This window comes from Chitinophaga parva (genome assembly GCF_003071345.1).
Lineage (GTDB): Bacteria > Bacteroidota > Bacteroidia > Chitinophagales > Chitinophagaceae > Chitinophaga > Chitinophaga parva.
Genome location: NZ_QCYK01000003.1, coordinates 798,390 through 816,575 on the forward strand (window position 1 = coordinate 798,390; position 18,186 = coordinate 816,575).

Genomic DNA, 18,186 nt, shown 5'->3' on the forward strand with positions numbered 1-18,186 from the left:
AACCTTTAGCGAATGTTATGATACGCGGCGTAGTAACTATTATCGGCTAACAATAATAATTCTTGTATCCGGCTTTTTAACGGAGTATCAAAGGAGATGGTAAAAATCTGGAGGCAATGTGCCTGATGGTCTTGTCGGAGGATGAGGTTAATGAGAAATACCAGAATATAGAAAATCCGGCATATTCGGTTTATAGCGCAAAGGTAATAGATTCAATTTAATAACACTTTATTTTTAAGTGAATGGTGAGTTTTTTCTGGTAAGCGTTTGGGTTTCCGGGGTAAAAAAAAGGTGGCCGCTAAAAGGCCACCTTTTAAGGGAATTGTATTGCGCTGGTTATTGCTTTACCAGCTTAATCGTCTGAGTTTCACCTGCATTGGTCGTTACACGGAGGAAATAAAGGCCTCTTTCCGCGATCTGGCCAAGGCTGTTCAGTCTCACCAGGGATCTGCCAGCAGGCACATTCTTCCTGACCTCGGTGTAAACCTTCCTGCCGCTGAGGTCTATGATCTCAAACTGCATGGTATTGGCTTCCTTGCCCAGGGTAATGTCTACCGCCAGTGTGGTGGTGAACGGATTCGGATATGCATTTACCTGCATGGGGCCTGCATCCACTTTGGTGGTTTGCATGGTAGACGGTGCGGCGAACATGGTCTGTGCGCCAAGCGTCTGGGTGTTGTTGTTCGTAATATCAATTTCCATCGCATTCAGGTAACCTACCTGGCCACCGGCCGGGATGCTCAGGGTGAAGGCTATTTCGCCATTGGCATCTGCCGTAAGGCCGGTAAAGTCTGCGGTAGTGGAGGTATTGTTTTGTGCATACAGCGTTTTGCTTACGCCATTCACCGTGAACTGGGTGCTGCCATTATCCGGCTGGGGAGCCCACCACTTACTGTCAGACAGGAACTTGAGGGTATAAGTGGCATTGGCGCTCAATCCGGACAAGTGACCGTGCATCACGGACGCACCGGAGAAGAAGCCGGACAGGGAACCGAAGTAGAGGTACTGGCCCAGTACCACATCCGGGTACACACCGCTGTCGTTACCGGTAGTGGCGCCTTCCACACCGGCAGCCCACCAGCTTTCATCAAAGCGGATGCCTATGCTCGTTGTCTGGCCTGCGTCATTTTTCAGGTTGGCCGTTGCACCGCCTATGTTATTCCACGGGGCAGGTGCGTCTGCATTCAACCTGAAGTTCAGTAATACTTTAGACGAACCGGTGCTGCCGGCCGGCGGTGTTACCGTCAGGTTGAAAGTAGTAGTATCTGCCGCACCATAGGAATCGCGTACAATGAGGCTGATGTTGCTATATGTGCCACTGTTGCTCACTGTCGGGTTTACCGCCAGGGACCTGGTGGTGCCGCTTTGCGTCAGGGTAACGAAAGACGGCAGGTTCACCGTGGTGAAGGTCAGCGGATCTCCGTCTGCATCACTGGCCACCACCGGGATGGCGATGCTGCTGCCGGCAGACAGTGTAGTATCTGCGATAGTGTTGATGACAGGCGGATGATTGGTGGGTGCTGCGGAGCTTCCGGCTACCAGTTCTATGGCATTGAGGTAACCTACCTGCCCGCCGGTGGGAATGCTGCAGGTGAATACGATTTCACCATTCGCATTGGGCACCAGGCCGGAGAAGGTTACAACATTTGTGGTGTTATTCTGTGCGTATAATGTTTGTGACAGGCCGTTGATGGTAAACTGGGTGCTGCCATTGTCCGGCTGCGGGGCCCACCATTTACTGCTGGAGAAGAATTTCACCGCGTAGGTCTTTCCTGCATCCAGGCCAGACAGGTGACCTGTCATCGTGGGGGAGCCGGAGAAGAAGCCGGACAGTGAACCAAAGTACAGGTACTGGCTCATCACCACATCCGGGTACACACCGGTGTTATTGCCGGTGGTGGCGCCTTCTGTGCCGGTAGCCCACCAGCTTTCATCGAATCTTAAACCGATGCTGGTAGTTTGTCCTGCATTATTTTTCAGGGCGGTGGTAGTAGTGCCGGTAATGTTGTTCCACGGGGCGGGAGCGGGGGCGTTCAGCTCAAAGTTGAGCAGTACTTTATATCCGCTGGTGTCTACAGCCGGGTTAGTCACCGTGAGGTTGAAGATAGCGGTATCGCTGTTGCCATGCGTATCAGTGCCTATCACCCCAATGTTGTTGTACTGGCCAGCCTGGCCGGTGGTGGGTTGTACCAGCAGGTAAGGTGCGGCAGTGCCGTTGGCCGGTACCACTGTTACAAACGAGGGCAGTTGATAGCCGCTGTAAGTGATCGCATCATTTTCAGGATCTGTTCCGATCACGGGAATATGGATCGTGTCGCCGGCCTTCAGGGTCTGTGCGGCAATGTTGGTGATCACCGGGGGCTGGTTAGCCGGGTGGGTGGTCGTATCGCCTGCGCCGCCAGCCACAATTTCCATGGCATTGAGGTAACCTACCTGTCCGCCTGCGGGCACGCTCAGGGTGAACTTGATCTCACCACTGGTATCTGCGGTCACGTTTTCAAACACTGCCAGGTTGGTGGTGTTGTTCTGTACCGCCAGTGTTTTGGTGACACCGTTGATCGTGTATTGGGTGCTGCCGTTATCAGGCTGCGGAGCCCACCATTTGCTGCTGCCAAAGAATTTAACCGTGTAAGTGCGGTTGGTTTCCAGGCCGCTGATATGCCCGTGCATGGACGGGGCACCGTTGAAGAAGCCGGACAGTGAACCAAAGTAAAGGTATTGGCTCATTACCGCGTCGGGGTACACACCGGTGTTGTTGCCGGTAGTAGCGCCTTCCGTGCCGGTGGCCCACCAGGATTCATCGAAGCGGATGCCTGCTGCGGTGGGCTGGCCGCTGTTGTTCAAAAGGTTGCTGGTAGCACCGGTAATGTTATTCCAGGGTGCCGGTGCGGGATTGTTCAGTTCAAAGTTGAGATACAGCGAGTAGTTCGGCGTTGGCTTATCCGCTACCGTCAGTACAAAGCTCTTCGTATCTGTGCCACCTGCGTTGTCCACTGCTTTTACGGTAACCAGGTAAGTGCCTGCGGCAGCATAGCCCGGGGCGAAGGTGAGCAGGCAGGTATCATTCACGCTTTGCAAAGTAGCAAAGGAGGGAAGCTGGATGGCTGTCCAGGTAAAGGTGTTGCCGGCGTTCAGGTCTTTCAGGCTCAGTTTTACCTGTTTGGTCACGCCTTCGTCCACGCTTACTGCCGGGATGGAATCAATAACCGGGGGATAGTTGTCATTTACTACCACGGTGAAGAATGCCGTGTCTTTACCGTTGTTCACGTCTGTAACGATCACGCCTGTATTGAACGTACCCTGCTGGCTGTTGCCCGGGGCAAGTACGATGGACGTATTGCCGCCGCTTTGCTGCACGGTGATAAAGCCGGGGTTATTGTAGATGCTGAAGGTCAGGGCATCATTATCCGGGTCGCTTGCATTCACGCTGATCGTCTGCGAAGTACCATAGCGGATGGTAAGGCCACTGATATTGTCAATAACCGGGGGATTGTTGAGCGATTTAGCACCCACAGCTTTGGTGAAGGCAGAATAACCGCCTTCGCCCACTGCTCTTACTTTGTAGTAAGCCACGGTATTGGCAGCCAGCGTAGAGTCGGACGCGGTGCCCTGGCCGGATACACCGGGGGCAGCGGCTTTCAGGAAGCTGAAATGCAGGCTGTCCGTCAAGGAGCGGTATACTTCAAAACCTGTTTCATTGGTAGCATTGTCTGCCCAGGTGAGTTTCACCACGGAAGTGGAAAGCGCCTGTGCTACCGGCGTACCGGGCACCGCCGGGGGCAAGGGTTTGGCCGCGGTGGTGGCAGTGGCCACAGCAGTGTATGCAGACTCGCCATACTGGCCTATGGCCCTTATTTTATAGTAGTAGGCGGTAGATGCATTCAACAACGTATCGGTATACGTCTTCACGCCGGGGGCTACAGTAGCCACAATGGCGTAAGTGCCGCCGCTGCTGGTGCTCCTGTAAATCTCGAAACCTGTTTCATTGGTGCTGTTATCTGTCCAGGCCAGGTTCAGTTTACTGTAATTGTTCACAGTGACCGTGAGGCCGGAAGGTGCAGCGGGGATGGTCCCGTTTACAATGCTGGTATCAATGAACGCGTCTGAGGGGATCAGCTGGCGGGTAGTGATGCCTGCCTGGGTGCTGGTCCAGTAAACCTCCATGGTAGCACCGCCAGTGGCCTGGAAGTAGGTTACCGTGATGGGGTATACACCTGCCGCCACGTTGGTCACCGTGCCGGATGCATAGGTGGCGCTGTGGGCACCGTCATTATTCACCGTAGCGGTAGTGGTGCTGGAGTACGTCTTGTTGAAGTACAGCTTACTGCCATCGTCGGAATTGGTCTCAAATTTATAGGTGCCGGTTACCGGTATTTTGATATAGCCCGTCCACATCAGCGCATAGTTAGTGGTGGTGGCAGACGGTACTACGGTCAGGTCGGGGATGTAGGCTTTTCCTGTTTGTACCGGCGTAAGGCTGTTGAAGTTGGGAAGTGTGCTCCAGGAGCCGGAATAGAGCTTGTAGTTCAGGTTTGCCTTCCGGGTGCGGATGGTTACCTGGTTGCTCTTCGTGGAGGACTTGCCGGATACATCCCTGGACTTCACGTAGAAGTTGTACAGGGTGCCATCCGTAAGACCGGTCACCGTGCCGGTGAGCACCGTGCCCACAGAAGTTACCAGTACGCCATTTGCATAAATGTCGTAGCCCGCAACGCCTGCATCGTCTGTAGCAGCCGTCCACGTGAGTACTACCTGGTTGTTCGTGTAGCTGGAAACAGCCAGGGAACCGGGAACCGTGGGCGGGAAGGAGTCAACTGCTGTTTTGCCCTGCAGCACAGTGGAAACAGGACCTGCTGCGTTGTCATTTACAGGCCTTACTTTGTAGTAGTAAGTTGTATTGGGGATGAGGCCATTGTCGCTGTAGGTGACTACGTTGGCCGTATTCTTACCGATCAGCGTAAACGGACCGCTGGCCTGTGTGGCGCGGTATACCTCGAAATATTTCTCGTTGTAGGCCGGGTTGGGATTTTCAACCCAGGAGAGATTGATCTGTGTTTTGGTAAAGCTGCTTACACTCAGGCCGCTGATGCCATCGGGACCATTGATGCCGGTGCTGTTCACCACGCGGAAGCTATCTGAGTAAGCGCCCAGGCAATAGCCGGTAGCGAGTGTCTTTACGGCATAAGCACCTGGGGTAGAAGCGGTCAGTGTATTGGTAGTGCTTAATGTGGTAGTGGTGTCGCCGCCTTTTATCCATTTATAGCTTACCATGCCGGTGGGCACCTGCAGTGTTACGCTGGTACTGCCATCGGGCGCGGGCAGCACATTGCTGGCCAGTGCCGGTGAAGTAGTAATGGTGGGAGCGGGGGTGTTAGGCTTGTAAGAAAGTACGAGGGGTACAGGAGACCAGCCGGTCCATCCGTTGGGCAGTAATGCCCTTACGCGGTAGCTGCCGGGGGCAGTGGCCACGATAAAATTGGAAGTGCCATTGGCAATGGTCACCTGGTCTTTCTGCCACTCATATTGCTGGTAGCCGGGTGCAATGCCGACGGTTACAGACTCACCGGGACAGAAAGTAGTGGTGCCGTAAAGGGGTACGGGATTCAGCCTGTTTGCCCTTAACATGAAAGGCGTAAAGTCAGGCTCATTCCACGCATCCAGCCAGGTATTGTGCGAATCATTCGGGTAAGTGGTAAGCTTTATATCACCGCCTGCCGCCTGTATGGCCGCTACCACGGTGTTTGTCGTATAGGGGGCAGGGTTACCATCCAGGCCGCCCTGGAAAAGCCACATGGGGGTGAACTTGTACAGGTCAATGTGGTTCTGGTAATCCACTGCCATGGCGCTCATGGGCAGTGATGCCGCGGTGAGTTGCGGATAACGCATGGTAAATTCCCAGGTGCCCCATCCGCCTGCGGAAAGGCCGTTTACGATCAGGCGGTCCGGATCACCCTTGGCGCTGGCCACGATAGAATCGACCAGTGATTTCAGGTTGTCATAATCGTTGGGGCCCCAATAGCCACCCTGGCTTTGGGGATAAAGGAGGAAACCATCAAAGGTGCCGTTGTCTACCCGGTTCATCCAGGTTTGACCGCCCCAGAGCAGGTGGTATTCATCGTCGTAGATCGTTCCTGCTTCACCCACACCATGGAAGAAGAGGTAGATGGGATATTTCTTCCCATCATTTACGCCCTGCACGTAGCTCTTGGGGAATTTCAGGCGGAATGCCATGTTCTTGTAGATATAACACTTGTAGGAATCCGTGTTATAGCTCATCCTCACCGTCCTTACCCATTTTGTGATCTGGTCATAAGCGGGGGTAGGCGGGGGATTGGCCGGGTCATACGTGACAACCGGGTCGTTGGCATTTAAAGCTGACTGCCCGTGTATAGGGAGATAGCAGCAAAGCAGCAGTAATAACAGTAGGTAGTGTAAATTTCGAATCATGGAACATATATTTAGCCCGTCCTGAAACCAGGACATAACAAATTTGAAAACAAAATTATTCCGGGGATACCCGGTGGCTTGTTCGCAGGATTGGAAAAAATTATTGCATGGCCTGTTGGCGAGGCACTAGCGTAGTGGAGATTGATCTAAGGATAAGGCTAAATTACTGAGACTTAACAACCGCGAAATTATGGAACTGGAATTACTTTTAAAAAGTTTTTTGCAAACGGCTTCTTTTGCCGGGTAAACGCGGTTATAATGCAGATAAGTGCTTTTCAAATCAGCCCGCTGCCACACTCCTTTTAGAACGTTCCCAGGTGGCGGACTGCATTTTCCGGTAAAATTTGAAGCTGCCCGCAATCACCGCAATGTTCATAAATACAAAATAGAAGGGAACGTAGAGGTACTTCACCTTGATCTGGCGCAGCGCCAGCAGGTAGCCTGCAAAAGCAGCAGCATAAAATAATAATTGGATTATTCCTGTAATATATATAAAATGGTAATATGTAGTGCCTGGTTTCATAAGCATAAGCAGCAGCAGGTTACTGATCCATGCAATGACCAGGCCCCATGGCACCAGTGTCCACCGCAGTACGCGGTGTGAGACATATTGCCAGGTGATGCGCGGATATTTAAACGGGTTCAGGAGTGGCAGCAGCCGGGAAATGGCCTGGTAGCCGCCTGCGGCGATCCTGGTCTTGCGCTTGTACTCTTCCTGCAGGGAGGCCGAGGCGGTTTCCTGCGCATAGGCTGCCGGCTCATACGCTACTTTGTAGCCTTTCATATTGATGTGGAAGGAGAGCATGAAATCATCCAGGATGGTATCTGCCGGGAGCGCTTCGTACAGGGAAGTCCGGAGGGCAATCAGCTCCCCGGCGGCGCCCATAACGCTGTATAATTCTGCATCCCATTTTTTGAGGAGGGACTCATATTTCCAGTACATGCCTTCTCCCTGCGACTCCGCGCCACCCGTGGTATTGAGCACTTTCTTTTCCCCGGCCACGGCACCGGTATCGGGCATACGAAAATGCGACACCAGTAATGTGGCGGCGTCAGGGTTTAACATGGTATTGGCATCTGATAAAATGACAACCGGGGTCCGCACAAACTGCATGGCCCGGTTAATAGCCATTGTTTTCCCGGCGCGTTGCGGTTCGTATAACAGGGTGATCTGTGGGTACTGCTTTATGATCTCATTGGTACGGTCTGTAGAGCCGTCGGTGATAAAAATATACTGCACCAGCTCCCCGGGATATTGGATGGCCAGGGTGTTCCGGATCTTGTCCCCGATAAAGTCTTCCTCGTTGTAAGCCGCCACCAGCAAGGTTATGGGCGGGGTGAAGGCTGCTGCCGGCGGGGCTGGTTGTTTTACCAGGATCCGTTTAGCCCGGATGAGGATAAACAGCAGCAGGGGGTATAGGATATAATGGTATCCTACTATGAACAGACTGGTAAAACAGATAGCGATTAATATTGACATAAGGGGAAATGTTGGGGATGCTGCCTCCGGGGAGCAAAAGTAGATAATTTGATGAGAAGCATTTATAATTTGATGTGGAATTTTGAATTTGGGAGGCTTGCGGCGGGGTAATAAACCGTTTATAGCAAATTTTCTAACACTTACCGGAAAAAAACAGACGTTTACCAAAAAGAAATTTGAAATTTGGAGAAAAGAATAACTTTGTCCCCGTAATGATTCAGCCACAACGTTGAATGTTACTATGCCAATAAGGAACCGTTTTAACATCCCACCTCATATCCTCCATAAAACCGCCGGATTCCTTAGTAATTAATTTGATACCACATCCCATTTAAAGCCTTCGGGAAAAGCATACCGGTGTATGCGGAGCCGATTAACAGTTCTTAAACGAAGGTAAATGAAAAAGACAATTTTGTTAGTAGATGATAGTATGCCAATGTTATTCTTACTGGAGGCGGTGCTTGGTAAGGAATACGCGATCGTAACAGCACAGGACGGACTTGTAGCAATGTCCTGGTTAATGAATGGGAATAAACCAGACCTGATCGTTACAGATCTGCAGATGCCGAATATAGACGGATGGGAGTTATTGAATTATATCTCCGGTAGTTATTTGTTTCAGGACACCCCAGTGCTGGTGCTTTCCGGCTTTTATAAGGAAAACACCGGTGACCTTCACCTGAAATGCCCCAATGTAAGAGAAGTAATACAGAAGCCTTTCGACCCCACCAAACTAATGCAGAAGATCGGCTACCTCTTGAGTGGTACGCTGTCTGTTTCTGCTTAGCACGCTGATATACCGACTACAAAAACACCTCATTATGAACACCTTTACCGCTGATCTACTGAAAAACGAATACATTCAGACCGTTAACACGAAAGTGATCACGCTGAATGCCCCCGATCGTGAGAAGTTTATATTGGTCGTAGGAACATCGAAAATGGAGCAGGCACTGCAGGAAAAAGGCTTTGCATTTATCCATGTGAAACAGCTAAAGGATGTCCGGAAAACGCTGACCGTTTTCCAGGAAATAACAAATGAAATGCCTGTAGCTGTAGTGTGCCAGTATGCAAAAGGATTGGAAAATAACCTGCAGGAGTACTGGAGCAATGGTGGGAGCTTCCCGCCGCTGGCCCAGATGCCCTTCTTTATCCTTGCGGATGAAAAGCCAATAGAAGATGTCCAGCATTTCCGTGCCCGGTTCCGCTTTGTGGATGATATCATCACTCCTAATGCCTGGGACCACCTGGAAGCGAAAATTGCTACTATCACCAAGTTTAAGAAGATCAGCAGTTTCCCCGCCGGCGAGCAGCAGGAGGTAGCCGCCCCAAGATACACCCGTCATTTCCTGAGCAACTTTATGAAACGTGGACTGGACCTGGTGGTGGCCCCGGCCATCCTGCTCCCGTTACTGCCGGTCATGCTGCTCATCGCATTGCTGATCCGGCTGGAATCCAAAGGCCCTGTCTTTTATGCAGCCACCCGCGCCGGCCGCAATTATAAAGTTTTCAAGTTCTATAAGTTCAGGACCATGGTGCCCGATGCCGATAAAAAGCTGAAGGAACTGCAACACCTGAATATGTACACCGATAAAAAGGACGGCCCCGTATTCTTTAAAGTGTCCAACGATCCCCGCATTACCCGCCTGGGAAAATTCCTGCGCAATACCAGCCTGGATGAATTGCCCCAATTACTGAACGTGATCAAGGGTGATATGTCGCTCGTGGGCAACCGGCCTTTGCCCCTGTATGAAGCAACAACGTTAACGACAGACAGCTATGCAGAGCGCTTCCTGGCACCGGCCGGCATCACCGGGCTGTGGCAGGTAAAGAAACGTGGTAAAAAAGAAATGTCCATTGAAGAAAGGATTGAACTGGATATTTCCTACGCACACCAGCGTTCTTTCCGCTACGACATGTGGCTGATCCTCAATACGCCCAAGGCGCTTGTTCAAAAAGATGATGTGTAATGTTGTTGATCTTAGCATTTATAGTTTTTATATACCTGGCTGCATGCGTTACCTATAATCTCGTGCTGGCTATTGCAGGGGGGCTGAAACAGCGCTCCCGCCTTCCTTACCAGGATGAAACAACGTTTGGAAGGATTGCTATACTTATTCCCGCTTACCGGGAAGATGAAGTCATTATTTCAACTGTCCAGAGCTATCAGCATTTAAATTATCCTGCCGGTAAATACGAGGTAGTAGTGATTGCAGACTCCCTGCAGCCTGCTACCATAGCTACTTTGAGGGAACTGGATGTGAAGGTGATCGAGGTTTCCTTTGAGAAAAGCACCAAAGCAAAATCCCTGAACGTAGCATTCCAGCAGTTAGGGGACGATTACGACATGGCGCTGATAAGTGATGCCGATAACATACTGGCCGCAGACTTCCTGCTGAAGGCCAATTACCTGTACCAGCAAGGCCATGAGGCCATACAGGGGCAGCGCGTGGCCAAGAACCTGGATACGCCTTTCGCCATCCTGGACGCGGCCAACGAGATCATTGCCAACCATCTTTATCGCAAAGGCGCTAATGCACTGGGGCTTTCTTCTTCCGTGATCGGCTCCGGGATGGTATTCCATTATCCCATGATAAAGGAAATACTCCAGGAGATACAGGCCACCGGCGGGTTTGATAAAGTGCTGCAATTACTGGTGGTAGAGAGGGGCGTCAGCATCGCCTACCTGGAAGATGCGTATGTGTATGATGAGAAGATAGCACATTCCGCTGTGTTTGAGAACCAGCGCAAAAGATGGATAGCCAGCCAGATCGTGTACCTGCGCACATTTTGGGCCAGGGGCTGGAAAGCCCTGTTCAAAGGGCAGGTGAATTATTTCAACCTGTCTGTGTGCCAGAACGCGCTCATGCCCAGGATGCTGTTGCTTTTCATCCTTACCATAGGTACCCTGCTCAGCCTTGTGCTGAAGCCATACCTGGGGGATGCATGGTGGTGGATGCCGGTGCTGTTTGTACTGAATGCCATTACAATGCTGATCCCCATCCCGGCTAAGTTTTTCACCAACTACCTGTTTACCGCCCTGCTGGCCATGCCCAAGGCGGTGCTGATCATGGTAAAACTGATGTTTCGCCTGAAAGGTGCCGACAAGACATTCATTCATACCAAACACACCCAGACAGGTATTAACAACCCATTGTTACATGCACCCGGAGAATAAAATACAACCACTCGTTTCTATCGTCACTGTTAATTACAACAATGCAGCAGTTACGGCAGCACTGATGGCTTCCCTGAAAACCATCAGCTACCCCAACCTGGAAGTGATCGTGGTGGACAATGCTTCCACAGAAGATCCCGGGGAGCAGGTACTGAGGGAATACGAAAATGCAAAAATTATCTACAGCGATAAAAACCTGGGCTTTGCCGGGGGCAATAACCTGGGTATTAAACAGGCAAAAGGCGAATACCTTTTCCTGGTGAATAACGATACCGAATTTACCGAAGGATTGATAGAAGGATTGCTGGAAGTCTTTTACCAGCACCCGGATGCGGGCCTCGTGAGCCCCAAGTTCCATTACTTCTTTAACAAAGGCACCATAGAATACGCAGGCTACCAGGCCGTGGACCCCGTAACCGGGAGAAACGGGATGATAGGATGCCGGGAGCAGGACCACGGGCAGTATGACCAGCTGGCGGTGACCCACTATGCGCATGGTGGTGGTATGATGACCTCCGCTGCGGCCATCAAGGCAGTAGGGCTGATGCCGGAAGTATATTTTCTCTACTATGAAGAATTTGACTGGTGCGAGCAGTTCAAGAAAAAAGGATACCAGGTGTATTATCAGCCCAAGTCGCTGATCTATCATAAGGAATCAATGACCACCGGGAAGAACAGCCCTTTGAAAACATACTACATCACCCGGAACCGCATGCTGTTCATGCGCCGGAATGTAAAACCCTTTTCCAGGGCACTGTTCATGGGATACTTCATTTTGCTGACCATCCCCAAAAATACCCTGCAGTTTTTAATACGGAGGGAAGGGGTGCACATGAAGGCCTTCTGGCGTGGGATCTATTGGAATATTAAGCATTTTAAAACGGACGACATATGTGCGGGATAGCAGGATTTATTGATTTTTCAAAACGGTCGGATTTTCAGTTGCTGAAATCCATGACCGACGCTATGACGCATCGTGGTCCGAACGATGCCGGCTATGAAGTGTTTGAGCAGGAGCATGCCATGATCGGCCTGGGCCAGCGCCGCTTGTCTATCCTGGACCTGAGCGCTTCCGGCCACCAGCCCATGCACTTTGATGCATATACCATTATCTTCAACGGTGAGATCTATAATTTCCGGGAAATAAGAGCAGAACTGGAATTGCTGGGTTATACCTTCCAGTCGGATGGTGATACAGAGGTACTGCTGAAAGGCTATGCCGCCTGGCAGGAAAACATACTGGACAAGTGCATCGGTATGTTTGCTTTTGTGATCTACGACCGGAAGAAAAATGAAGTGGTACTGTTCCGCGACCGTGCCGGTGTAAAGCCGCTGTATTATTACTGGCATCAGCAGCAACTGTTTTTTTCCTCAGAACTGAAGGGCCTCATGGCACATACCGCCTTCCCCAAAGTCATTGATCCAAACAGTTTGTCGCTCTTCCTGCAGTACAGCTACATTCCCGGTCCCTACACCATTTTCCGGCACACCCGTAAACTGTCGCCCGGGCACCTGCTCCGCGTAAGCCTGCAGCGCAGGGAAGTGGAGGAAGCAGGCTACTGGAATGTACTGAAATCTTACCAGCAGGAAGTAACAAAGCTGACCGAAACCGAGGTCATAGACCACACCCGTTCACTGCTGCACAGCGCCTATAACTACCGCATGGTAGCCGATGTGCCGGTAGGCGTGTTCCTGAGCGGCGGCTATGACAGCAGCAGCGTGGCCGCCATCCTGCAGTCTGACAGTAGCAGCAAGATCAAAACATTTACCATTGGTTATAAGGAAGCCGCGTGGGATGAATCCGCAGAAGCAAGGAAGATCGCCGGTTTCCTGGGCACAGACCACCATGAATGGATAGTGGGGCCGGAAGAAGCCAGGGGGGTATTGGAGCACCTGCCGGAGATCTACGATGAGCCTTTTGCCGATAATTCTACCGTGCCTACCACGCTGGTAAGCCAGTTTGCCGCAAAGGAAGTAAAAGTGGTTTTATCTGCCGATGGGGGCGATGAGCTGTTTGCCGGCTATAACAAATTCAACCAGTCTATCCGCTATACCAGCAGTATGCCGCAAATGGTACAGCGTTCCATCAGCGGTGTGATGTCGCTGGTATCGCCGGAGCTCATCCCGTATTTCAATAAGCAATACAACTTCTCCTCCCGCTATGAGAAAATGAAACTGATCTGGGCCAGCGGGAAGCCCCAGCAGGCGCTTAAATACATCAGCCAGTACCTCACCGAGGCAGAAGTAAGCCAGTACACTGGCCTGGCTAAAAGCAGCTACAAAACAAACTTTGACCTGAACGGTGAGCTGGGCAACATTGCCGATCCGCTGAACCGCCTGCTGGCCGTGGATTACAAGACCTTCCTGGTAGATAATAACCTGGTGAAGGTGGACCGGGCTACCATGTCGGTGAGCATTGAAGGCCGTGAGCCCATGCTGGACCACCGCCTGGTGGAGTTCCTGGCGCAGGTACCGACATCGCTGAAAACGAAAGGCGGGGTGAATAAATATATCCTGAAAGAGATCGTACATAAATACATTCCCAGGGAGTTGATGGAAAGGCCCAAACGCCCTTTCATTGCGCCCCTGCAGGAGTGGTTCCGGGATGAGCTGAAAGAGCAGATGCGCTATTACCTCACCGGTGAAAGGCTGGCCCGGTCCGGGTTTTTCCAGGTGAAGGAAGTGGAGAAGTTACTGGAGCACTACCTGGCCGGTGGTAAAGTAAGCCACCAGAAATTATGGAATATGCTGGTGTTCCAGCTTTGGTACAGCCGGTGGATAGAAAAACTATAGGCAATGGGAAGTGACAAAAAGATAAGAGTGCTGGAGACCATCCGCCAGGGAAAAATAGGCGGGGGAGAAAGCCATGTGCTGGACCTGGTAGCTACGCTGAACAAAGACGAGTTTGAGCCGGTGGTACTATCTTTCACAGACGGGCCCATGATCGAAGCGCTGCAGCAGATGGGCATACCGGTCCGGGTGATCCAAAGTGAAAAAGCATTTGACATCGGCGTGTGGAAAGCGGTAAAACGTTTTATTGCCGCTGAAAAGATAGATATTGTGCACGTGCACGGCACCCGGGCAAACACCAATGTGCTGTGGGCCGCCCGCAGCCTGGGCCTGCCCATCGTGTACACTATCCACGGGTGGTCTTTCCATGAAGGGCTGCACCCGGTGGCAAAACGACTGCGCATTGCCGCAGAGAAATTTATTACCGGAAAGGCCCGCGTTAATATCTGCGTTTCCGCTGCCAATCAACAGGCTGGCAACCACGCTTTCGGCACCTTCAACAGCATCGTGATCCGGAATGGGGTGAACCTGCAGAAGTTCAATGCAGCCGGCGGGTATACGGATATCAGGGCTTTGTTTAACATACCGGCAGATAAGATCGTGGTATGCTACATTGCCCGGATGACCTACCAGAAAGACCCGCTTACCATGGTGAGGGCTTTTGCACAGGCACATGCCGGCGCACCGCAGCTGCACCTGCTGATGGTGGGCGATGGTGAGCTGAAGGAAGCCACCATGCAGGAAGCGACAAAACTGGGCGTGGAACGGATGATCACGTTTGCGGGCTTCCGGCAAGATATCCCGGCCATCCTGAGCGCCGCAGATATTTACTGCCTGCCCTCTTTATGGGAAGGATTTCCCATCGGGGTGCTGGAAGCCATGGCCATGGGCAAGGCCGTAGTGGCCACGGATGTAGATGGCACCCGGGAAGCCGTGACCCACAACAAAAACGGGGTACTGGTACAGCCACAGGATGTAAACGGCATTGCGCAGGAATTGATCGCATTGGCCACAGACCCGCAACGCAGGGCGTCCCTGCAGGAAGAAGCCCGGGCCACCGTGTTGCAAAATTTCAATGTAACCGGGATGACGGGTGCAGTAGAAAAGGTTTATCATCAACTACATAAAAGTTAACTTACTATTCGTGATATGAGAACAACCGCAATAACCTACGGATACGATCGAATTGCCGATATAAAAAGACTGAACTTCATCACAGACAGCCTGAAGCAGTATATTCCCGACGGCGGCAGTGTGCTGGATGTAGGATGTGGCAATGGCGTGATCAGCCGGCACCTGGGCCAGTTTGGCTACAACGTGCTGGGCATAGATATCAGCGAAAAAACCATTGCCGTGGCTAACAAAGCCAATACTTATCCCAACGTGAAATTTGCAGCCATCAGCGCAGAAGCACTGACCGCGCAGGGCGAAACCTACGACGCCGTGATCTGCAGTGAAGTGATAGAGCACCTGGACCAGCCGGAGTTATTACTGCACACCATACACGCCTCCCTGAAGGATGACGGCCTGCTGATCGTTACCGTGCCCAATGGCAACGGGCCGCGGGAGCTGTGCGTAACAAGGCCCATGCTGAAAGCCAGGAACAATCCTGCTGTGTGGAATAGCATTAACAAAGTAAAGAAAGCGTTAGGCTTCAGGGGTACCACCGCGCAGTCGCAGGCGGATAACCTGGACCACGTGCAATTCTTTACCCGGAATGATCTCCGTGAACTGGCCAGGAACAGCTCATTTGATATTATCCGGTTTGCCAAGACAAACTTCGTGGAGGATGTGTTTCCTTTTTCCATCCTGACACGCCGCATAAAATTCCTGCAAACGATCGATTGCCAGGTAGCGGAAATACTGCCTTACGCCTTTACCGGCGGGTTTAACACCCTGTGGCGTAAAGCAAATAAATAGGGGTTTCTTTATTAGGATATGGTCTCAACCCAAAAAAGGGTATCTCAGTTGTAACGCTGTGATACCCTTTTCATTTATAAGATCCCGGTATTATTAACGGGTACTTTTTTGCTGTACATGCGCATCAATGGCGTCCAGCACCTGCGGTGCGGTGGCCATGTCAAATTTCCGCGCCAGCAATTTGCCACTTTGTAAGATGGCTGGCAGATCAGCCATGGTAAATGTTCTGGGGTGGGCATGCCCTTCAGACCAGTCTATATAACGCAGGTAGTCGTTGTGCACCTGCCCCCGGAAATCACTGTGCATGATCACTGTCTGGAAAATAAATTCATCCCCGCCCCAGGTGTATTTATAGAACCGCTCCAGCTGCGGGTGCTGGCTGATGTAATTGAGGCACCAGTATGCACAATCCGCAGTGAGGCTCCACCACAGGGAGCCGCCAAACACCTCCAGGCCCAGGGGATGCTTCCGCTTGGGAAGCAGCGCATTGATAAGCTGCGTCACTTTATATTTCCCCGGTATCTTCCAGTCTTCAAAATGCCATTGGGTGATCTTTTTCATCATGGGCTGCAATGCAGCAGGGGTAAGGACATCCAGGAATTGCAATCCCGGGTGCTGTTCAAAGTAGTTGTAAAGATCAGCTGCCCCCACCAATGGATAATCCTGTGCGCTGATGAGGTGCACATAATCGTAATGGGTACCTGACTGGCGCACGCTGGCAATGCCTTTCAGCGCGGCGGCAATCGTGCCATAACCCGCCCAGGTTACACTTACCCGGTCTGCCACATAATATGTTTGCGGGTGCTCAAATATATGCTCCCAATCCTTCTTATCCACCTTGGCATCCAGGTGGATAAAGGCGTCTATCTGCGGATGCGACAAGCGACGCAAAAGCCTTAGCAGCTGCGCCGGTTGCTTATGCGCCAGGATGATAAAAGCGTGCCTCATGACTGGTCGGATTTTAAATTAAAGCGGGCCGACCTCACTTTGCGGACCAGTTGTTTGCATTCCTGCCAGCCCAGCTGCCAGATACTTTTAAATTCAAGGTCCGGCAGGTATTTTTTCAGGAAGTAGTAGCCAAAGATCACGGCAAACAACAGGTTGAGCGAAGAAGCGATGGCCACCGCTTTAATATCGTTGAACATCCACACCAGTGTGATATCGAGAATAATGTTGAGCACCAGTTTCAGGAGGTTCTTATAAAAATTCACCCCCGGTTTGTTGATCATATCCAGCGTTACACCGGTAAAACGGTCAATGGGGTAGAGGATGGCAGACAGGAGGAAAATGATCACGATGCCGGTGGCGGAGATATACTTAACAGAGGCCAGCAGCGTTATCAGCGGTTGCACAAACAGCAGCATACCGATGATGAAGGGCAGGATCAAAATCGTTACGGTACCGGTGTACCGGCAAAAAGCCCTGGCCACACCGGCCAGGTTGCCTTTGTTTGCTTCCTCGGAAAGCGTGGGCTGGGAAGTAGCCACAAAGCTTCTCAGTATAATTTCAATTACCTCCATGAATTTCTGCGGAATGCTGTAAATAGCCACCGCCGCAGGACTGATCATGGTACGGAGCACAAGGTTGTCTGAATAATTGAGCAACGCGGAAGACAACATGCTGCCGATGATCAAACGGCCGTATCTGTACATTTCCATTATCCGCGCGGTGTTGCGGTGGCGCATGGCATGCAGCTCCGCCCAGCCAAAGTACAAGCAATATAAGCTGGTGACCAGCAGTGACAGGGCATAGGCGTAAAGCACGGTATGCAGTTCCAGCGTGCCCGAAAAATAAAACACGCCCAGGAAAACCAGGAACGATCCGTTCTGCATAAACCGGATCTGCACGATCTTATCAAACCGGTGGCTGGCCTGCAGCAGCCAGGTGGCCATATTGAAAGGAAGGGATAACAACGTCATGATGCCCAGGTAACCAAAGAAGAAATGCCAGGTGGGGCTGAAAAGGTTGCCTGCAAATAAGAACAGCAGCGAGGAGAGCACCACGTAACCACCGGTGAGCAGGAGGGAGATGTACCATGCCGCGCCCGTGCCCAGGGTGTAATTTTCTTCACCAGCCCCTGTGCAGAATTTAATGATGCCGGATTGCAGCAGCGCCGTGCGGATCTGGTCAAGAATGCCATAGGTGGCCAGGAAGAGCACCCATTCCCCGAAGGGGTCTTTCCCTAACACGCGTACCAATAACGCAAAGGACAACAGGTTGAAATAGGCCATCACAACGTTACCGGTTAACGATAGTAAATGCCTGTTCTTTAAAATGCCGGAAATACGGAGGCCCATGAACTAGATATTAATGATCATGGCTTTAAACAGGATGAGGTTAAAATGTGGGTGTGCAGTACGCAAAGGTAAAC

At 51.5% G+C, this 18,186-nt stretch carries 11 protein-coding genes; 7 read left to right on the forward strand and 4 right to left on the reverse strand.

What is annotated here, in order from left to right:
* Positions 1-336: 336 nt before the first annotated feature.
* Together DCC81_RS22465 and DCC81_RS22470 are read right to left on the reverse strand one after the other, a co-directional pair.
* Positions 337-6,447, reverse strand: coding sequence for a PA14 domain-containing protein (locus tag DCC81_RS22465; RefSeq protein ID WP_165806697.1), 6,111 nt, complete (start codon positions 6,445-6,447; stop codon positions 337-339).
* A gap of 280 nt (positions 6,448-6,727) precedes the next feature.
* Positions 6,728-7,927, reverse strand: coding sequence for a glycosyltransferase family 2 protein (locus tag DCC81_RS22470; RefSeq protein ID WP_108688909.1), 1,200 nt, complete (start codon positions 7,925-7,927; stop codon positions 6,728-6,730).
* Between the two features lie 397 nt (positions 7,928-8,324).
* On the opposite strand from DCC81_RS22470, the gene DCC81_RS22475 reads away from it, so the two are divergent.
* The 7 genes from DCC81_RS22475 to DCC81_RS22505 are packed head-to-tail and all read left to right on the forward strand — an operon-like array spanning position 8,325 to position 15,815.
* Complete coding sequence (locus DCC81_RS22475; RefSeq protein WP_108688910.1) at positions 8,325-8,714, forward strand: response regulator; 390 nt, start codon at positions 8,325-8,327, stop codon at positions 8,712-8,714.
* Between the two features lie 34 nt (positions 8,715-8,748).
* Positions 8,749-9,897 carry a sugar transferase gene (locus tag DCC81_RS22480; RefSeq protein ID WP_205686410.1) on the forward strand — a complete coding sequence of 383 codons (1,149 nt, stop codon included), beginning with the start codon at positions 8,749-8,751 and terminating at the stop codon, positions 9,895-9,897.
* Positions 9,897-11,105, forward strand: a complete 1,209-nt coding sequence (locus tag DCC81_RS22485; protein WP_108688912.1) for a glycosyltransferase — start codon at positions 9,897-9,899, stop codon at positions 11,103-11,105. Before DCC81_RS22480 ends, DCC81_RS22485 begins: the two co-directional genes overlap by 1 nt.
* Entirely contained in the window at positions 11,089-12,009 is a 921-nt protein-coding gene (locus DCC81_RS22490; RefSeq protein WP_108688913.1) for a glycosyltransferase family 2 protein, read from the forward strand. Before DCC81_RS22485 ends, DCC81_RS22490 begins: the two co-directional genes overlap by 17 nt.
* 50 nt (positions 12,010-12,059) lie before the next feature.
* Positions 12,060-13,898 carry an asparagine synthase (glutamine-hydrolyzing) gene (gene asnB / locus DCC81_RS22495; RefSeq protein WP_240613049.1) on the forward strand — a complete coding sequence of 613 codons (1,839 nt, stop codon included), beginning with the start codon at positions 12,060-12,062 and terminating at the stop codon, positions 13,896-13,898.
* A 3-nt stretch (positions 13,899-13,901) separates the two neighbouring features.
* Complete coding sequence (locus DCC81_RS22500) at positions 13,902-15,029, forward strand: glycosyltransferase family 4 protein (RefSeq protein WP_108688915.1); 1,128 nt, start codon at positions 13,902-13,904, stop codon at positions 15,027-15,029.
* A gap of 15 nt (positions 15,030-15,044) precedes the next feature.
* Positions 15,045-15,815 carry a class I SAM-dependent methyltransferase gene (locus tag DCC81_RS22505; protein WP_108688916.1) on the forward strand — a complete coding sequence of 257 codons (771 nt, stop codon included), beginning with the start codon at positions 15,045-15,047 and terminating at the stop codon, positions 15,813-15,815.
* Between the two features lie 93 nt (positions 15,816-15,908).
* Here DCC81_RS22505 and DCC81_RS22510 read toward each other — a convergent pair whose 3' ends face one another.
* Positions 15,909-16,763 (reverse strand): beta-1,6-N-acetylglucosaminyltransferase, encoded by an 855-nt coding sequence (locus DCC81_RS22510; protein ID WP_108688917.1) that lies wholly within the window; start codon positions 16,761-16,763, stop codon positions 15,909-15,911.
* Positions 16,760-18,112, reverse strand: a complete 1,353-nt coding sequence (locus DCC81_RS22515; RefSeq protein WP_108688918.1) for a lipopolysaccharide biosynthesis protein — start codon at positions 18,110-18,112, stop codon at positions 16,760-16,762. Before DCC81_RS22515 ends, DCC81_RS22510 begins: the two co-directional genes overlap by 4 nt.
* Positions 18,113-18,186 lie beyond the last annotated feature (74 nt).